This is a genomic window from Aminobacter sp. SR38 (assembly GCF_014843375.1).
GTDB lineage: Bacteria > Pseudomonadota > Alphaproteobacteria > Rhizobiales > Rhizobiaceae > Aminobacter > Aminobacter ciceronei.
Genome location: NZ_CP062119.1, coordinates 117,877 through 134,762 on the forward strand (window position 1 = coordinate 117,877; position 16,886 = coordinate 134,762).

Here is a 16,886-nt window from a genome sequence, read left to right on the forward strand (position 1 = left end):
GTCAGTGTCCCGCTTTGCGGCGCATGCCCGCTTGGTCCAGCGCCACTGCCGCGATCAGCGACATGCCGATGATCATCATTTGCGTATAGGAAGAGACGTTGAGCAGGTTGAGCCCGTTGGCGAGGATACTGATGAAGGCGACGCCAAAGGCGACATTGATTGCCGATCCTCGACCGCCAGCGAGTGACACACCGCCGAGCACGACCGCAGCGATCGATTCAAGCGGCAATGTGGCGCCAAGTGTCGGCTGACCTGACGAAACGCGCGCCGTAAGTATGATCGCTCCAACAGCTGCGGTCAGGCCGCAGAAAGCGTAGGCCGCAATCCTGATGCGCTCGACGCGGATACCGGACAGACGGGCCGCCTCCTCATTGCCGCCCACGGCGCAGACGTGGCGCCCGAAGCGCGTGTAGCGAAGGGCAAGCTCGGCCAATACCAGCGTCACAGCCGCGATTAGTACCGGCATCGGAATGCCCAAAATGGATCGATAGGCGAGCTGTCCAAAGCTTGAGGGCAATCCGGGAATCGGAACCCCGCCAGCCAGATTGAGTGCCAGGCCTGCGGTTACGGACAGCATGGCAAGCGTCGCTATGAAGGGCGATACACGCAGCCGCGTTATGATCAGCCCATTCACCAATCCGACGGACGCACCACATATCAGCGCGGCCACAATCCCCGGCGCAATGCCATATTCGCGCATGACGAAAGCCAATACGACACTGACGAGCGCCACCGTCGAGCCGACGGAAAGGTCGAGTCCGGCCGTCAGAATCACAAATGTCTGACCAAACGCCACCGCGGCAAGCGCAGCTGCAGCGACGCCGATGTTCCTGAAGTTTTGGGCAGTGAGAAAGACCTCGGAGAAAACAGAAAACAAAATGACCATGCCGATCGTCGCAGCCGGCAAGGCAATTTCCATGCCGCGTTCACGCACGACACGCGCCAGCGTCTCGCGCCAGTAGCGTGCTCCATCAAGCGGTTGTGTCTTTTCACCGTAAGCCTGCATATCACCAATTCCCCTGCGTTCTTGCGGCGTTACGCTGCCGAAGCGGACATGGCATGCCCCTTGAAGGCTGCCGCCAGAATACGCCGCTCGTCGAACTCGTCTTCGAGCAGTTCGTCTTGAATCTCCCCCGCCGCCACCACGAGAATTCGGTGACACAGATGAAGCAGTTCCGAGATCTCGGACGAAACGACGACAATGGCAGCACCTTGACCGGCAAGGTCCTGGATCAGCCGATAAATCTCGGCCTTTGCGCCAACATCGATGCCGCGCGTCGGTTCGTCGAAAATGAAAATCTCAGGGCGCGACAACATCCATTTGCCGATCACCAGCTTCTGCTGGTTGCCGCCGGAGTTGGTACGCGCCGACTTGGCCAGCTGGCCACGAAACTGCAGCTTCCTGGCCATGTCACGCGCGGCCGTCTTGGCACGGGTCCATGAAATGAACCCACCGCGACAGTAATCGGCCATCGAAGCCATCAGCAGGTTCTCATGGCCGGAAAGGGTGGTAACCAGACCCTGATCCTTTCGGTCCTCGGGGATGTAGGCCATGCCGTTGCGGATGGCATCGGTCGGAGCACGGATTGTTATTGCCACCCCGCGCTTGGCAATCTCCCCCCGGTCTCGCGGATCGGCTCCAAAAATGCTGCGCATGATCTCCGTGCGTCCGGCACCTACCAGGCCGGCAAAACCGATCACCTCACCGGCCTTCACATCAAAGCTGACATTGTTGAATACGCCGTCGCGGCCGAGATTACGCACCGTAAGCACCGGCTCTCCGATACGACGGTTTCGCTCGGGAAAAAGTTCTGTCAACGGGCGCCCGACCATCAGCTCGATCAGGTCATGGGCACCGTTTAGCGATGCCGTCGGGAGTGTTTTCACGTGCTGGCCACCGCGCAACACGGTGATGCGGTCGGCAAGGTCGAGCACTTCGTTCAGACGGTGCGAAACATAGAGAATCGCCGTGCCCTCGGCTCTCAGCCGCCGCAGTATTCTCAACAAAGCGCCCGCTTCCTTGTCCGAAAGAGAAGCCGTGGGCTCGTCGAGGATAATGACCGGGGCCCTGAGCACCAGGGCCCGGGCAATTTCGACAATCTGTTTCTGCCCGGTAGAGAGGGAGCCCGCCAATGCGCGCGGGTCGATCTCCTCTTCGCAGTCGAGCGCCCGGAACATGTCGCGGGCAATGCTTTCGGCGGCGCGACGGTTGAAAAGTTGGCGATCGATACCCGATCCTGGCTCGTTGCCGAGCACGACATTTTCGGCCACCGTCATGCCGGGAACGATCATCAACTCCTGAAAGATCGTGACCACGCCGCCCCGCCTTGCCTCTCCCGGCGAAGCAAAGCTGACAGCCCGTCCATCGAGCATCACACTGCCTTCACTCGGCTGGGCGTCCCCCGACAGGATACGGATCAGCGTTGATTTGCCCGCGCCATTCTCACCAACCAGCGCATGGACCTCGCCACGGCGCAGGTCGAGGCTGACCTGATGCAACGCGCGCACACCCGGATAGTCTTTGCCGACAGCGTCGACGGCGAGGACCGGCACTTCGCCTTCAAGATTGTCAGACTGCGCCATCTCTTGCCCTCCCAGACCATGTCGATGCAGCGTGGAAATACGACCGCCAGGCCACGCATCCTAAACTAGGCCGCCGGAATAGCAGCGATCATGTCAAGTTCGACCCGTGCGCCCGGAGCACTCAGATTGTTGATTGCCACCAGCGTTCCAGCCGGTCGCCAGTCTCCGAAATGCTCGTTGAGCACGGCGTACATGTCATCCATGTCGCGCATATCGGTAACGTACTTCGTAAGCTTCACCACGTTGCGCCACGTCAGTCCCTTGGCATCCAGGACAAGTTTGATGTTTGCCAATGCCAGGCGCGTCTGCTCGCGCATGTCATGGGGCAGCACATGCTCCTCCGCGACATGCGGATGCTGATGGTAGAGGGGGGAGGCCGTGGCGCCGGCGATAAACAGCAACCCGCCAAAGCCGGTCACCTCCACTGCAGGAGCGTAAGGCATATTCGCGGCCTCTTCCGGTCGCGGATGCACTGGTTGTATCGCCATCATGGCCTCCTCCGTATCGTTGTCAGGCTGCGGCGCGGATGTTGCGCCAGTTGACCTTCTGCGAGCGGGGTGGCGTGATGCGGTTGCGCAGGACACCCAGGCCGGCAGCTTCGAGTTCGACGACATCACCGGTCGAAATCCACCGCTCGAGTTCGAAACCGCAGCCATGGTTGACCGTGCCGGAACCGATTACGTCGCCAACATTCACCGTCTCGTCCTGCGAGGTGTAGGAGATCATCTCCTCGAAACTCCACTGCATTTCGCCGGGCGTCGATTCAGCCCAGACCTCGCCATTGACCAGCACGCGCATCGGCGTGTTGAGAACGTCTGGCATTTCATCAGGCGTTACGATCCAAGGCCCCAGTCCCCAGGCAAAATCCTTGCCCTTGAACGGACCGGTATTATTGGCCATCTCGCCGCGTTGAGTGTCTCGCGCCGAAAAGTCGTTGAGCAGCGTGTACCCAAGGATATGCTTACCGGCCTCGGCCGCATCGACGTTACGCGCCGAGAGCCCTACGACAGCAGCGATCTCGAGTTCGAAATCCAGCTTCTTGGTATATTCGGGCCACTGCACGTCGTGATCGTGGCCAATGATCGAGGTTGGATTGGCCTTGAAGGCGAACGGACGTTCATACCATTCCGGCGGCAGCTTCAGGCCCATCTTGCCGAAAGTCGACAAGAGATGGTCTTCGAAGGCGGCGAAGTCGCGCAACACCGGCACCTTGATCGGCGGCATGAGCTTTACATCCGCAAGCCGATGCGCAAGCGCTTCGCCCTTCGGTCCGCGCAATTTGGTTGCGGCGATGTCATCCCACTCAGCCACAAGCCAGTCCTCGATTTCACGAACCGGATCGAGGGACGGCCCATATAGGAGCGCCACGGCATGGAGATCGGCTGGTGCGAAAGCGTCGGCCCGCAAAGAGGGGCACGGTTTGCCCCTGGCCGCCGAGAACGCTGCGTAGGCGGCGTTGACGTCAACGATCCAGCCCTTGCCATCCCTGGCGGCCGCGACCGGATCGCTGTTGGCAGCATCGATCCGGACGATACCGAACCTGTCGACCGGGCCAAGCGGGCCATCAATTCGAAATGTTGCAATCTTCATTGTGTCACCTGCGCAATATCAACCTTGTCGTCGGCGTCGGTGCCGGGGAACGGTCCCTGCTTAATCTCGATCAGACGCGTTCTTGGCTCGAGGAACTCGACCTCGTGGCCTTCGGCCATCAACAAAAGGTCGTTGGGTTCGAGAAAGACGTCACCCAAGGACACGCCTTGCCGTGTGAAGATGCCGACCCGAGCGCGTCCGCTCTGACACATGAGAATCTGGTGTCTGGTAGGCAGCGGGGGGAGTGGCTCATTCGGCACGTGATAGTGAGGAAGGGTGATCGCTCCCTTCTGGCGCTCGAGCATGATGATCTGCAACGGCCAGCCATTGTCCGTCACATGGGCTTTCGTGGTGCGTTCAAGTGTCGGGTCCGCCACTTTGTAGGCTTCCTGGACATGACGGATTTCATCCTCGGTTTCCATGAATGGCGGGAACCTGTCGAACGCGCTGAAGTGGCCGCCGATGTAGATAGCGATCGTCCTGTTGTCGTCCGGCGCGCGGTAGAAGCGCACATGGTCAATATTCTGGTCTGGATGAGGGCTGGACATTTTTTCCTTCATTGCGTTTGCCAAGACGAAGCGACCTTGCGTCAGCGGGGCTCTATCGTATTGCTTGCCGCCGCCGGGTCTCTCATCGCTACCGTCGCACCTGCCCATGCCAGCCACCAGACTGCAAATCCGGAACTTTATGTTTCGATTTTGATCACCACGCCATAATTTTTGCAAATGAAAAAGTATGGCGGTATTTATTGCCTATCACGAAATTTTCTGTCATTTTTTGCATACCGACAAGAACCGCACTACAGCGGCTGAGGTTGCAAGGCGCCAAGGACCTCGATGAAAATGAGGCCCCACTGGCCGGCCGATAATCCGAATGGGAGAAATCATTGATTAATTTCAATGACTACTACTACTTTGCCCAAGTCGTGGAAAACAGTGGCATCACTGCCGCCAGCAAAGTGCTAGGCCTGCCGAAGTCGAAGCTCAGCAGGCGGATCGCCGAGCTAGAGGCGCGTTTGGGGGCAAGGCTGATCCAGAGAACACCGCGCAGCTTCCTCGTTACCGAATTAGGCAGCGAATTCTACGAGCACGCTCGAAAAATGATGCTGGAAGCACGAGCGGCTGAGACGGCAGTCAAGCGCAGGCTCGTCGACCAGACGGGCACGATCCGGCTGTCGAGCTCCCCTACAGTTTCGCGCCTTTGCTTTGCGGAGATCATGCCAGCGTTCCTGCGCAATTTTCCGAACACCCACGTCAAGCAGGAAGTGCTGAACCGGCCTGCGGATATGACTAACCGGATGTCGGACCTGTTCATTCTGTCTCATGAAGATGCACTCGATGACTCAACCATGATCCAGCGGCGGCTGCTAATCGAGCCACGGCATCTGGTTGCCAGCCGTGAATATATTGCACATTCGAAACCGCCGGCCGGTCCCGACGATCTTATGTCACACCAAATGTTGGCGACGTCCGAGACGTCTACTCAGATTAGGTGGGACCTGACCGAAACCTCGACCAATCGGCAATCATGTCAATGCCTTACGCCCCGCCTTGCCAGCAACGACATTTTTGCTGTCGCCGCGGCTGCCCGCGCTGGCGCCGGCATCGCCGCGTTGCCGGCATCTGTCTGCGGCGATGACATCAGGACAGGCGAACTCATACATATACTGCCCGAATGGACTGCCGGTGCGACCATGGTCAGCGCCTTGCTGCCATCTAAGCAAGGTGTGTTGCCAGCTGTTCGAGCACTGCTTGACCACATTACCGAACAATTGCCGCCAATTGTCGCCGCCCTGCACCCGCCTAGGCAGGCGGCAAGGGCGGCCCAGTAGAACTGACACTCAGATGTGGACATACCCAATGATATATGAGCTACGCTACTACGAATGCGTGCCGGGAAAGCTACCTCAGGTCCTCAAGCGTTTCGAGGATCATGCGTTGCCGATCTGGAACGAGTTGGGTATCCGATCACTCGGTTTCTGGACAACCGCGATCGGCGAAAACGACCAATCTCTCCACTACATGCTAGCTTGGGAAGACCTCGCCGAACGAGAGGCGAAATGGTCCGCCTTTGCTACGGATCCGCGGTGGCAGTTGGCCAGGAAGCTTAGCGAGCCCGCTGGTCCACTTGTCGCCAAAGTCACCAACTCGATCTTAAAACCGGCTCTGCATGGAACAACGACAGCCTTTTTAGCAGCCGACTGACTGGCATGCGCAGGCGCCATTCACGATTATGCGCATCGCCCGCAGAAACCTCGGGGACGTTGCACATCTCGGCTATCGTGCAGACAAGCTGGAGCAGCGAACAGCTTGGCCTCGATGCGTCCGACTTCTGCCCTGCTTGCTCGTTGGAGCAATGGGCCGAAGAGAGAATTACCTTCGGCTGGCCTGTGAAAGAGCAGCGCATAAGGCGTAGACATCGGCGCGCCCGCCAGGACGGGCATCTCCGGGACGGTGTCGAAGCAAATTCGCGCCCGCTCGATCGGTCAACAAGGTGACCTAAGGAGGTTCAGCATAGCGCCGCGCGAGCGGGAACCGGGACAGATCACCTCCGACGAGCGGTCAATTGTCAGTGTGATCTTGGCGCCGGCTTTGGGTTAGTGACGACGGCTGTGAGCAGCTCTACGTCACGATGCCAGCTCATGGATTCTCACACCCGGAACGACCTCGCGGGCAATCTCGCAGAGGTGCTGATGGTGCGTAAGGTAGATTACCTGGCCCGTCCTCGCCATTTCGCCAAAAAGCCTGAATACTTCCTCCGACCTGACATGATCGAAAGTTTCCATGATGTCGTCAGCGATGAACGGCACTGAGGAGCGGACTTGCGCGAACTCGTAATATCCAGCCAGTCTCAACGCGAGATAGAGTTGAAAGCGAGCGCCCTTCGAGAGTGCATCGGCCACCTTGGATTGCCCGTCACGTTGCATTGCTATGAGGATTTCTCCGCCCTTTACGGGTTGGGTCGTCAGGCCGCTGTACTGCCCCCTCGTCATCAGCGCAAAAGCATCCGAGGCGCGTGCCATCATGCTTGAACGATGGCGTTCACGGTAAAGGCGCAGCGCGTTTTTTGCAGCCATGACACCCAGTTTCAGTTCGATGAACCTTACCGCCTTTTCTTCGATGTCGAGTAGTATGGTCCGGCGTTCGGCATCGATACGAGCAACCGCACTGTCTCCACCGATCGCCTCCAGTCTGTCGGCCGCCCGCGTCACCCTAACGAGCTGTGCCTGGATGCGTTCGTCGAAATCAGCAAGCCGCCGCTCGATTTCGGCCTTTTCGATTTCCAGGGAATCCAGGGCCAGGCCGTACAAGGCCGCCATTGCCTGACCAGTGTTGTCAACTGCGAGCTCGATGCAGAGCTTCTCCTCGAGTTCGATCACCTGACGACCCAAGCGGTCCCGCTCGCGCAGCTGTTCGTCACGCTCGATAACTTCTGCGAGCGTATCTACAGCGAAGATCTCAAGCACCTCGCTCTTTTCTTGATCGTGGGCCATTGCCTCTTGCTCAAGGCTTTCCTTGATATCGTTCAAACGCTCCAATTCGATGAGGAGGCTCGCCTTGTTCTCCCTTGCACGATCGGCGAGCTCCAGGCGCTGTTGAAAGGCCACCACGAGCTGCGCCGGATCGTCATCATCGACACCATGATTCACTTCAACTGCAGCAGCTGCGACGTCAACGATGAAGCTCTCCCGGTCTGCTTGCATCTTGTCGATGCGCAGTTGCAATGCCTCGCGATCCTGAAGAGATCTAGATAGAAGAGCCAACTGGTCGAGGACGCTTCCAAGACCCGGTATCGAAACGCTGCCCTCGAGCCATGTCCCCCTGATCGTCTCGGCAACGGCAAGAAGCCACTCCTGCTCGTGCCGTTCCGCCAGTTCGACTGCGCGCCGTCGGTTTGCGAGCTCCTCTTCCTTGGCAGCTACTGTCCGGAACGCTTCGGCCCGCTCGGCATCGATCCTGGTTTGGCGCGCCAAGAACTGGTCGGCTACGGCCATTGCCGTCTCCAGACTGTCTCCGGCGTTCGGGGCGATGCCGACGCCCTCCAGCGCCCCAGCCAGCGCAAGCAATGTGACCGCTCCGTCATCACTCGCACGCTCGGCCCTCTTGCGGGCGAGGTCGATCTTCGACCAGGCCTCGAGAGCGTCCTTGCGAGCTGCAGTGTGATCCTCGACCTGTTCTATCAGACGCTCGGCTGGGACGTCCGGCTTGTGGGCAAGCAGATCGCTTGCTGCAGCCACCACCTCTGCCAGCAACGCTTCACTATCAAGGCGGTTCGCGTCGATGGCAGCATTCGCTCGGGTAAGGACAGCCTCGGTTTCAGCGAGTCTTTGCCTCGCTGCGCGCAATTCAGCAAGCACTTGCGCATTGGTCAGTCGGCCAACCCCAGCAGCGTCGTCGCGTGCAAGGGCCAAAGCAAACTGATCGGCCGTTTCACCAACCAACACGCTTCTGTGCCTTTGCCAGGCCTCGTCGCGATCGCGACGGATCGCTGCGGCCGTCTCGTCATCCGGAACGTCTGCGGAGGAACGAAAGGCGTCAAGCCGACCCAATAGCAATGCTTTCAGGTCTTCATGCTCGGCAATACGCGTAGCAAGCACGACCTTCGCCGTGGCAAGCTCGGCCAAACGCCCTTTCCACGCGTTGACTTGTGAAGTGCTCGGAACGGAGACCGCAGACAGTGACCGAGCGTCCCCCTCCCATGGATGCAGGCGGCGCAATGCGGTCTCGCACAAGGCGGCGTTTTCATCCTCGATCTCGCGCGCCGCCCGGATTTCGCGAAGGTGGCCGCTTTCCCTGGCCTTCGAAAGCGACGCCATCACCCGCGCTCTGGCTGGAGCTGGCACGGCCGGCTCCTCGCCAACACGCTCCCGTGCGGCCTGTAGGGCGTCGAATGAGGCCGTTGCCTCATCGCGTGCGACACGCAGACTGGTTGCGACGCCCGATCGCTGTTCGAGCAGGTGGCGCAGCGCCCCGACAATCGCCGCAGGTACAAGCAACTTTTCGGGATCTGTTTCAGACGACCGGCCAAGGGCTGATAGGCAGCTCGCCACCGCATTGTCGAGGATCTGCAATTCGGTTTTCCGTGCCGGCAAGTCGAGGCCAGCCGAAATGTAACGCGCCTTGGCGTCTGCCATGGCGTGCACCCGTTCCGACACAGCAAGGATTTGTTCGTCCAGCTGGATTGATCGTATCCTGCCATGAACTCTTTCGAGCTCGTCAGCAATCGCGGACTGCCTCGTCCTGAGGCTTGCATCGTGGTCGATCATCTCTGCGACGCTGCCCGTCCACTTCAGGGCAGGCGCGACAAGGTCCGGCAGTTCTGTCAGACGCGCTTTCTTCTGCTCTATCTCTCTCAGTATCGGGAATGCGTGCAGAAGCCTCGAAATGGTCCCCAGCCGACCGGTCAGGGCAGCCCGTTCAGACACACTGCGATCATATTGTTCCTTGGCGTCACGACGCTCGGATTCCAGGCTCTCGTAGGTCGATGCGAGTGTGTCTATCTCCTCGCGCGCAGCCTTCAGTTCGGCAAGGCGCTTCTTGAGGAGCGCAATCTCGGTATTCTGGGCCTGCCTGCGGTGGATTTTGTCCGCATCCGTCTCGAGAGCGCCAAGGGTGTCACTGGCATGACCAAGTCCGGCACTGGCCGTAAACAGCAGCTTGCCCAGATCTCCGCGCGATTCCAGTATCGCCCTCCCACCGGCTTCCAGCGTCTCGTCATCGAGCGAGAACATGGTGGTGTAGGCATCGCGGGAAAGACCTGCGAGATGAGCGGAAAGCGCAACTTCGCTAACCGGTTGGCCGACTTCATTGAACAACGAATTATTGCGCTGTTTGGTGCGGGCGAAAACCTGCTCCTCGCCAGAAAGTTCGATCACCCCGCCAACACGCATGGCGCCATACTCATGCAGGAAATTGTAACGGCTGCGCTCCTCGATCCCGAACAGGAGATCGAGATAGCCTGACAGTGCTGTCGACTTGCCGGCCTCGTTGAGCCCGAAGACGATATGAAGGTCGGGCCCTTGTTCCGGCCTTCGCCCGAAATCGATCGTCTTGTCGGTGAACTTGCCGTAACGGACCAGATCAAGGCGCCTGAGCCTCATTGCGCGCCACCTGCCTTGAGACGGGCTGTCACCAGCTCGGCGCCACCAGTAAGCACCCGGTCGAGAAACTCCTCCAACGCTGTTTCATCCTTTCCCGCGAAACCGCGTGCGTCGGGTGGCAGGTCTGCGAGCGTCCTCATCACAAGCGCCTTCGCTTCCTCGCGAAAGGCTTGGGACCTGATGTCGGCGCCCATGGTTTGGGCAAGCTCGAATATCGGGTCGGCAGCGCCTTCAGATGTCTGAGAACTGTTGTCCGACAGCACAAGTTCGAGCTTTTCCACCCAGATATCACCAATGTGGTCACCGAGCTGTTCGGCCTCAGCCAGCAGCAGATCCCTGTCGCGGATAATGCTCCATGACAGTGGCGATGAACCCATAAGCCTGAGACGGATCACGGCATGGCGCGACCTCGCAGTCATTCTGACCTTTTCCAAGGCAATCCGAATGCGCCTCACGGCTTCCGCCCATTCCAGTGTTTCCGTCAAGTCGACGTCCACACGCTCGAACTGCGCAATGCTTACCGCCCTCTCCTCGATCTCGATCGAACGGTCATCTCGGACGGTCACCAGCGTAACCGACTTCTCTCCGGCCTCGTTGATGTCCCTGCCCTGCGGCATTCCCGGCATCACTATCGTAGCTGTCCCAAGATAGACCTTGCGGACATGGATATGGCCGAGCGCCCAATAATCGAAACCATGCCGCTGCAAGTCGGCTACGCTGCACGGAGCGTAGACATCGTGGCCGGGAGAACCGGCAAGGCTGGTGTGCATGATGCCGATATTGACTGCACTTTCCCGGGCAGCCGCATATTTGGGAAGAAGGCTCTCGGGCGCCTTTGAGCTGACAAAGCTCAAGCCATGGAAGGCGACGTCAAGCCCACCAGCTGTGTGGAGCACTGTCTGAGCCCTGCCGCCAAATATGGTCACGGTTTCAGGAAAGGTGAGCTGCTTGGATATCCGCGACAGTGCGTCATGATTGCCGCGGATCTTGTAGACCATGACGCCGGCCTGATGAAGGCGCATCATCTGGGTGGCCAGAAAGCGTGCAGTCTTCATCGACGTCTGATCGCCATCATAAAGATCGCCGGCGATAATGAGTGCATCGACCTGCTCCGAAAGGCAGAGGTCGACGATTGCGACAAAGGCCTGCCGGCTCGCATCGCCAACAAGCTCAGCAAGCTCGGCATTCCGCAGCGCCAGCGAACGCAACGGCGAGTCGAGATGAACATCGGCCGTGTGAACAAATCGGAACGCCATGCAGGTCTCCAGCCACAGAAGGCGAGCATGTCTGCGGCGACTATTGATGTGGCGCACCGGAACAGCTTCCGCTGCGAGTGGACGCAACACTGCTTATTGCGTTGGAAAAGCAGCTTGTCAAAATTCAGGCAGGGCCGGGCGGAAGAATATCAACCTGGTGCCATAAACGCTGGCCCAGCCTGCAAATTGGCTGAAGCTATCCGATCGCGGATTGCGTTGTTCAACTGTGTGAGGCCGTAGCCATCGCACCGGCGATGAGCCGGACCCGGTGGCTGATCGCTGCCATGGTTGAAGTCATGAGTTGATCAGGAAAATTGCCTGGCAGCGAATTGACGACAGCTTGTGCCTGACGCTCAGCGTTCGCCTGAATGTCTTCGAAGATTGCCTTCATCGTCGGGGTGCCGACACCCGCGATATCCGCCGTCTGCATGAAATGACGGGGCACGATGTCATGAATTGCGTAGTGACGGTTTTTTCCGACCGACATCGCGAGCTTGAATTTCTTGCGGGAGACTTGGCCCTGGTCAAGGCTCGGCTGTGCGGTCAGGACGTCGTAAAGCGGTGTCATGCGGAACCGTCCGCCTGGCCCTAGGAAGATGCTGAAGTTCTTCGCGTGACCATCGGTCGCTCCTAGTAGCCAGAATATGATACTGGCGCGCATGAAAGTCTCGATGTCAGTTTCTGGCGTATCGCTGCCTTTCAGCAGATTGATGATCTCCCGCATCCCGGGCCCACCGTCGGACTGGTATTTTTTGGTGGGCGGGATCGATAGAGCCTGGCACGTGTCCTCTTGGGGCAGCCGGAGCAATCGTCCTTCCTTTGTCCAAAGACGGTCAAAGCGTTCGACGATGAGCGTCCGACGTCCGCCAAAATCCGCGATCTCAACTTTTGCGGCTGGGACCCCGAGCGCTTCTAGCAGCTTCAGGCAAAGATATTCATTCTCGACGCTGTTGGATAGATCGATCCCGTTGGGGAGCTGCCCGATCTGCGGTTTGAGAATGTGGCTGGTAGCAGTGGTGCCGGTGGGTTTGAACCACCGTCCATCCTTGCGCAGCAGCGCTGTCTTTTCCTGTGCCCCAGCAATCGAGATGCGGAAATCTTCATCCTCGCCCATGCCGAGCGGTGCTGCGTGTAGGTTCTTGACGATGTCGGCGATGTCGTCGTCACTGACCGGCTTTCCATCGGTGCCACCGGCAGCGCCGGGGTCGAGGCCATCGGGCAGAAATTGCAAGGCGCCCACACAGTCATGGCCGAGGGCGGTCAGCAGACTAAAAGCGTCGGTACCGTCGGCGCCGACGCGCTCGGCGACACGCCTGCGGATATGGTCGCCATCCGGCAGCAGATTGTCGAATACATTGATGACCGCGGTGCCTATGTATCGGTCTTCGCGCAGCGGCAGGGACAGTGAGACGGGAAATGTGCCACCCCAGTCCAGCCAGTCTCTTCCATATTGAAAGTCGATCGCGCCTGTCGCCTCGCGGCGCAAAACGCCGACATGGCGACCGTTCAGGAAAACATTGAGAGGGACGTGAGCTCGCTTCCGTGCCATCAGAATAGGTTCTCGATGTCGCTGGCGCTGCCCCGGCTGCGTGGCCGGACGACGATCTCCAGGTTCAGGGCCGACAATACTTCCATTACAGTGTGCAACTGGACGGCGGGTTCCCCAGCCTCGAGTCGCGAAATCGTGCCTTGCCGCAGATGGATTTGTTCTCCCAGTGCGCCCTGGCTCAGTCGCGCCTGCTTGCGGACGCGGCGTAAGATGGCGCCGAGTTGCTTTTCCGTGCGGGCAATCTGTTCGTTCAAGGCAGCCTCCATGCCTCTGTATACGCGGTAGCGTATATATCGTCACTATACGCGAATGCGCCTAATTCTATATTATACGCGAGATCGTATAAAAACTGCAAACGCGAATAAATCATGCCGAGTCGGGTCGCGCCCAAAGGGCAGGCCAAGTTGGCATAATTGGCTGCGATTAGACGACGCCTGCCCGCACCCAAAACTCTTCACGGAAGCTGCCAGTCCGGCTTTCAACAAGGTTCGCCGTGAGCTGCCACTCGGGTTGTGCCTGTGAGGACGTTCACGACCGCGTGAACGCCAGCAGCGGCCCAATGTCGCGATGGTCCGCCGCCCGCAAAGCCTTGACATACGTCGTGCGCAGATCACCGGTATCGGCAAGCCCGCCGCCGCCCGAACTGAACAGCTTGCTGCCGAGCCGCTCGATCAGGAGATCGGCCATCAGCCACGCATGCCGCCCGTTGCCGCTCGGAAACCGTTGGATAGCGACCAGCCGGTGATGAAGTCGCACGGCGACTTCATCCGGCGGATAGGTTTCGTGCTCGGCTCAATAGCGCACATCGTCGAACAGCGCCGCCATGTCGGTCTGGATGCGGTAGGCGCCGATCCCAATATTCCTCGCCGTCGTGCGGCAAGTACCCGCCCATTTCCAGACCTCGCCAAACAATGCGCTTGTGCAACGTGAGTACCAAGTCGATGCTGAGGGTATCCTGATCTCACAGGACTGGCGGAGCCACACGCATCGAGTGAAACCTTGTGCCGGATGTGTCGAGAGCACGAGTGCGACAGGGCCGCAGCCGATCAAATAGTCAGGACGCTGACCAAGCTTGCGCGCGGGCGCAAGGACGTGAACTGGGACGCGACGGGTTACATGCTACGGTCGTTCTTTGTCGGGGTCCGACGTCACGTCGCAAACGAACAATGCATGCTCGGTTTCAGTGGGACCCAGGCCTCGCGGCATTGAGCAGCGTTGGCGGACCTTGTCCGCAGCGGGCTATCTGTACGGAATATTCCCCTGGAAGAACACCGCGCCATAGTGGGTGCGCTGAACACCGCAACCGCGCCGAAATCGCCAACGATCTTCCGGACGCCGCGAACAGCACCGCCTCGATGCTGTTTATCTACTCGCGCCTGCGGGAGCATGAAGCGCAGCGCTTTAAGGGCTGAACTGCAGGCCGAATCTAACTTGCGAGAAGCCGGGTAGACCCCTTTATTCGGAACCAGCGAGGCGCCGAAAGGCTCGCCTATCTCCGCCTGTTCAGGAAATCATTCCAACGGCGGGCGAGATAATTGTGTTCGTCGCCGACCGCATTCCATACGGTCACACGTGAAATCCGCTCTTCGTAAGACCCGCCCTCAACCATATCGCCCGCCGCGGCTGCCGGGGTGTCGTGGTTTGAAGGAATGTCTTGCGTGGCCGGCTTCCCGCCATACCAATAGTCCCATTCGCCGGGATTCATGTGCCTGCTCGCGCGCGACGGCGACGAGAAATAGTCGCCTTGCCTGGTGATCGGTATGCTCGCCCAACCGTCAAGCCACCAGTTCAGATATTCGTAAGCCATGTCCATGGTCGGTCCGGCGCAATGGCGCGACAGCGCGATCCCTCCGCACCAGCCTCGATATCCCTCTTTCGGAACGGCCATCCGTACCCGCCTCGCCGCGACCTCTGGCAACAGCCGTGTCGGAGACCAGAGACTGAAGACCTTGGTGCGGCGCCGCTTGATCAGGCCGGCGAGGTCTTCCGACGTGCCCCAGAAGCCTGAAAAGTGCCCAGCCATGCGCAGCTTCATCAATTCATCGACGAAAGTGTCGATTTCCTCGATCGTGAGGTTGCCAGGATCGGCAAATGTTGCAAGCCCGGCGGCCTGCACCGCCAGCATAGCATCGATGGCGCCGATCGACGGGTTGTTTTGAAGCGCACAGGCACCGATATGTGGATCGAGCAGCCAGGCCCAGCTGGCATTTTTCGGGTCGTAGCCGGGCGGCAGCTCGTCCGCGATATAGCCGAAAGTGTCGGCATAGTGGGTTAGCGGCAGCATGGATATGTAGCGCGAGGGCGTCGGGCCAAGCTCGCCCTCCTCGTCGACATAGAGCAGTCGATTGGGCGCTGTCCCCGGCGCCACCTTCGCCACCCCGCTCAGCCGGCCCGAGCGCGCGACGTCGCCCACCTCATCCCAATAGCGGATGCGACTCGTGTCGATCGCCTGGATCGAACGTGCGGTCCAGACGAACTCGACATTGTGAAACCATTGATCGTAGAGGTCGTAGGTTTCCGGCGCGGTGACCCCGAGCCGATGCGCATCGCCGCCATCCAGTATTCTGGCTTCCAACTTGATGCCGAGATCCTTCGAAGCCCGTTCGAGTATGAGATCGAGAAGGGTCGAGCTCGTGCCAAGCAGGCGTAATACGCGCTCTTCGTGGACTGCTGGCGCCGGGAAAAATTGAGTTCCGTTTGTCGTCAAGGACCTTCCTCCTGCTCTCAGAGAACCACGGCGCTCTTATTAATGCAATATGTTTACAAAAGTCATTTTATATGAGTACCTATGTTGGAGCTAATTTTAACGGAACCGAAATGCCCTCCTCAGCTGAAACATTGCCGCTCTATCAGGTCCTGGCGACGAGGCTGACGGCCGCCATCAAGGCGGGCAAACTGGAATCCGGCCTCATCCTTCTGGAGGGACCGCTATCCGATGTTTTCGGCACGAGCCGGGCGACCGTTCGCAATGCGCTTGCGCTGCTGGCAGAAGACGGCACGGTCGACCGGTTCACCGGGCGCGGCTTCATCGTTGGCGGCCCGACCCAATCCCGAGAGCCAATCCGCCGACGCGTCTCATCCGACGACTTTCCCAAAGAGGATATCGGTGTCAGCGAAGTGATACCGGCATCCGACCGTATCATTCCCGAGGTCGAGGAGGCGATCCGCACGGCAATCGCCTTCGGACATTATCGCATCAACGAGCAGCGCCTGGCCAGCCGCCACGGCGTGAGCCGACCCATCATACGCGAGGTTCTGTGGCGGCTCCGGGAGCTGGGGCTTGTCGAGAAGGACATGTATTCGTCCTGGCTCGCGGGACCATTGACGGCGCGCGCCATTTCGGAAGACAGCGAAATGCGCCGGCTACTCGAACCCCCGGCTCTTCTGATCTCCGCGCCGCAGCTGTCACAGGACGAGATCAGCGCCATGATGGCTCGCGTTGAAACCGCGATCCGTACCGTCGGCCTCATCGACCCCGCTATCATCGACCGGATCGAAATCGATCTGCACGAGAATTGCCTTAGACATTTCACCAATACAAGGATCCACGAAGTCCTGCGCAAGGGGCGAACGATGCTCATGGTCACGGGCCTGTTCGCGCGCTTCATCGGTATCGAAGCCGATTCACCCGGCATCGCCGAGCACCGCGCCATTATCGAAGCGATCGCCGCTCGCGACTGGGATGCCGCATCACGGCTTCATGCCGATCATCTTCATCGCAAAGGCACCCGCACGCTGCAAAGGCTGAAGGTGCTTTCGGTCATCCAGGAGCCTCCGCTTCCGGATTATCTCGAACGCGTAATCTAGG

At 59.4% G+C, this 16,886-nt stretch carries 13 protein-coding genes and 1 pseudogene; 3 read left to right on the forward strand and 11 right to left on the reverse strand.

Features of this window, described 5'->3' with window-relative positions:
• Position 1 precedes the first annotated feature (1 nt).
• The 5 genes from IG197_RS33880 to IG197_RS33900 form a co-directional block, all read right to left on the reverse strand.
• Positions 2-1,006 (reverse strand): ABC transporter permease, encoded by a 1,005-nt coding sequence (locus tag IG197_RS33880; protein WP_192321762.1) that lies wholly within the window; start codon positions 1,004-1,006, stop codon positions 2-4.
• A 29-nt stretch (positions 1,007-1,035) separates the two neighbouring features.
• Positions 1,036-2,583 carry a sugar ABC transporter ATP-binding protein gene (locus tag IG197_RS33885; RefSeq protein ID WP_192321764.1) on the reverse strand — a complete coding sequence of 516 codons (1,548 nt, stop codon included), beginning with the start codon at positions 2,581-2,583 and terminating at the stop codon, positions 1,036-1,038.
• Between the two features lie 65 nt (positions 2,584-2,648).
• A complete protein-coding gene (locus tag IG197_RS33890; protein WP_109578780.1) occupies positions 2,649-3,074 on the reverse strand; it encodes a RidA family protein in 426 nt (141 codons plus the stop codon).
• A gap of 19 nt (positions 3,075-3,093) precedes the next feature.
• Positions 3,094-4,173, reverse strand: coding sequence for a fumarylacetoacetate hydrolase family protein (locus IG197_RS33895; protein ID WP_115734050.1), 1,080 nt, complete (start codon positions 4,171-4,173; stop codon positions 3,094-3,096).
• Complete coding sequence (locus IG197_RS33900) at positions 4,170-4,733, reverse strand: hypothetical protein (protein WP_131922388.1); 564 nt, start codon at positions 4,731-4,733, stop codon at positions 4,170-4,172. Before IG197_RS33900 ends, IG197_RS33895 begins: the two co-directional genes overlap by 4 nt.
• A gap of 326 nt (positions 4,734-5,059) precedes the next feature.
• On the opposite strand from IG197_RS33900, the gene IG197_RS33905 reads away from it, so the two are divergent.
• Entirely contained in the window at positions 5,060-6,004 is a 945-nt protein-coding gene (locus tag IG197_RS33905; protein WP_192321766.1) for a LysR substrate-binding domain-containing protein, read from the forward strand.
• Positions 6,005-6,032: 28 nt separating this feature from the next.
• Positions 6,033-6,377, forward strand: coding sequence for an NIPSNAP family protein (locus tag IG197_RS33910; RefSeq protein ID WP_192321768.1), 345 nt, complete (start codon positions 6,033-6,035; stop codon positions 6,375-6,377).
• Between the two features lie 422 nt (positions 6,378-6,799).
• Here IG197_RS33910 and IG197_RS33915 read toward each other — a convergent pair whose 3' ends face one another.
• From IG197_RS33915 to IG197_RS33940, 6 genes and pseudogenes are all read right to left on the reverse strand, one after another.
• Positions 6,800-10,273 (reverse strand): AAA family ATPase, encoded by a 3,474-nt coding sequence (locus IG197_RS33915; RefSeq protein WP_192321770.1) that lies wholly within the window; start codon positions 10,271-10,273, stop codon positions 6,800-6,802.
• On the reverse strand, positions 10,270-11,529 hold the full coding sequence (locus IG197_RS33920; protein ID WP_192321772.1) for a DNA repair exonuclease: 1,260 nt from the start codon (positions 11,527-11,529) through the stop codon (positions 10,270-10,272). The genes IG197_RS33915 and IG197_RS33920 overlap by 4 nt, the downstream gene beginning before the upstream one ends.
• Before the next feature lie 220 nt (positions 11,530-11,749).
• Positions 11,750-13,078, reverse strand: coding sequence for a type II toxin-antitoxin system HipA family toxin (locus IG197_RS33925; protein ID WP_192321774.1), 1,329 nt, complete (start codon positions 13,076-13,078; stop codon positions 11,750-11,752).
• The gene (locus IG197_RS33930; RefSeq protein WP_192321776.1) at positions 13,078-13,332 is read right to left on the reverse strand and encodes a helix-turn-helix domain-containing protein; all 255 of its coding nucleotides are present in this window, start codon (positions 13,330-13,332) and stop codon (positions 13,078-13,080) included. The genes IG197_RS33925 and IG197_RS33930 overlap by 1 nt, the downstream gene beginning before the upstream one ends.
• 274 nt (positions 13,333-13,606) lie before the next feature.
• Positions 13,607-14,027: pseudogene (locus tag IG197_RS37035) on the reverse strand (mobile mystery protein B); the annotation flags it as partial.
• A gap of 540 nt (positions 14,028-14,567) precedes the next feature.
• Entirely contained in the window at positions 14,568-15,785 is a 1,218-nt protein-coding gene (locus tag IG197_RS33940; protein ID WP_192321777.1) for a PotD/PotF family extracellular solute-binding protein, read from the reverse strand.
• On the opposite strand from IG197_RS33940, the gene IG197_RS33945 reads away from it, so the two are divergent.
• Positions 15,776-16,885: a GntR family transcriptional regulator gene (locus IG197_RS33945; RefSeq protein ID WP_192321779.1), complete on the forward strand. Its 1,110-nt coding sequence runs from the start codon at positions 15,776-15,778 to the stop codon at positions 16,883-16,885. The genes IG197_RS33940 and IG197_RS33945 overlap by 10 nt on opposite strands.
• Position 16,886: the final 1 nt, after the last annotated feature.

What these genes read in the sequence shown, in the direction of transcription:
- IG197_RS33880 (WP_192321762.1), bottom strand. Translation starts at nt 1,006, where the DNA reads ATGCAGGCTTACGGTGAAAAGACACAACCGCTTGATGGAGCACGCTAC.
- IG197_RS33885 (WP_192321764.1), bottom strand. Translation starts at nt 2,583, where the DNA reads ATGGCGCAGTCTGACAATCTTGAAGGCGAAGTGCCGGTCCTCGCCGTC.
- IG197_RS33890 (WP_109578780.1), bottom strand. Translation starts at nt 3,074, where the DNA reads ATGATGGCGATACAACCAGTGCATCCGCGACCGGAAGAGGCCGCGAAT.
- IG197_RS33895 (WP_115734050.1), bottom strand. Translation starts at nt 4,173, where the DNA reads ATGAAGATTGCAACATTTCGAATTGATGGCCCGCTTGGCCCGGTCGAC.
- IG197_RS33900 (WP_131922388.1), bottom strand. Translation starts at nt 4,733, where the DNA reads ATGAAGGAAAAAATGTCCAGCCCTCATCCAGACCAGAATATTGACCAT.
- IG197_RS33910 (WP_192321768.1), top strand. Translation starts at nt 6,033, where the DNA reads ATGATATATGAGCTACGCTACTACGAATGCGTGCCGGGAAAGCTACCT.
- IG197_RS33915 (WP_192321770.1), bottom strand. Translation starts at nt 10,273, where the DNA reads ATGAGGCTCAGGCGCCTTGATCTGGTCCGTTACGGCAAGTTCACCGAC.
- IG197_RS33920 (WP_192321772.1), bottom strand. Translation starts at nt 11,529, where the DNA reads ATGGCGTTCCGATTTGTTCACACGGCCGATGTTCATCTCGACTCGCCG.
- IG197_RS33925 (WP_192321774.1), bottom strand. Translation starts at nt 13,078, where the DNA reads ATGGCACGGAAGCGAGCTCACGTCCCTCTCAATGTTTTCCTGAACGGT.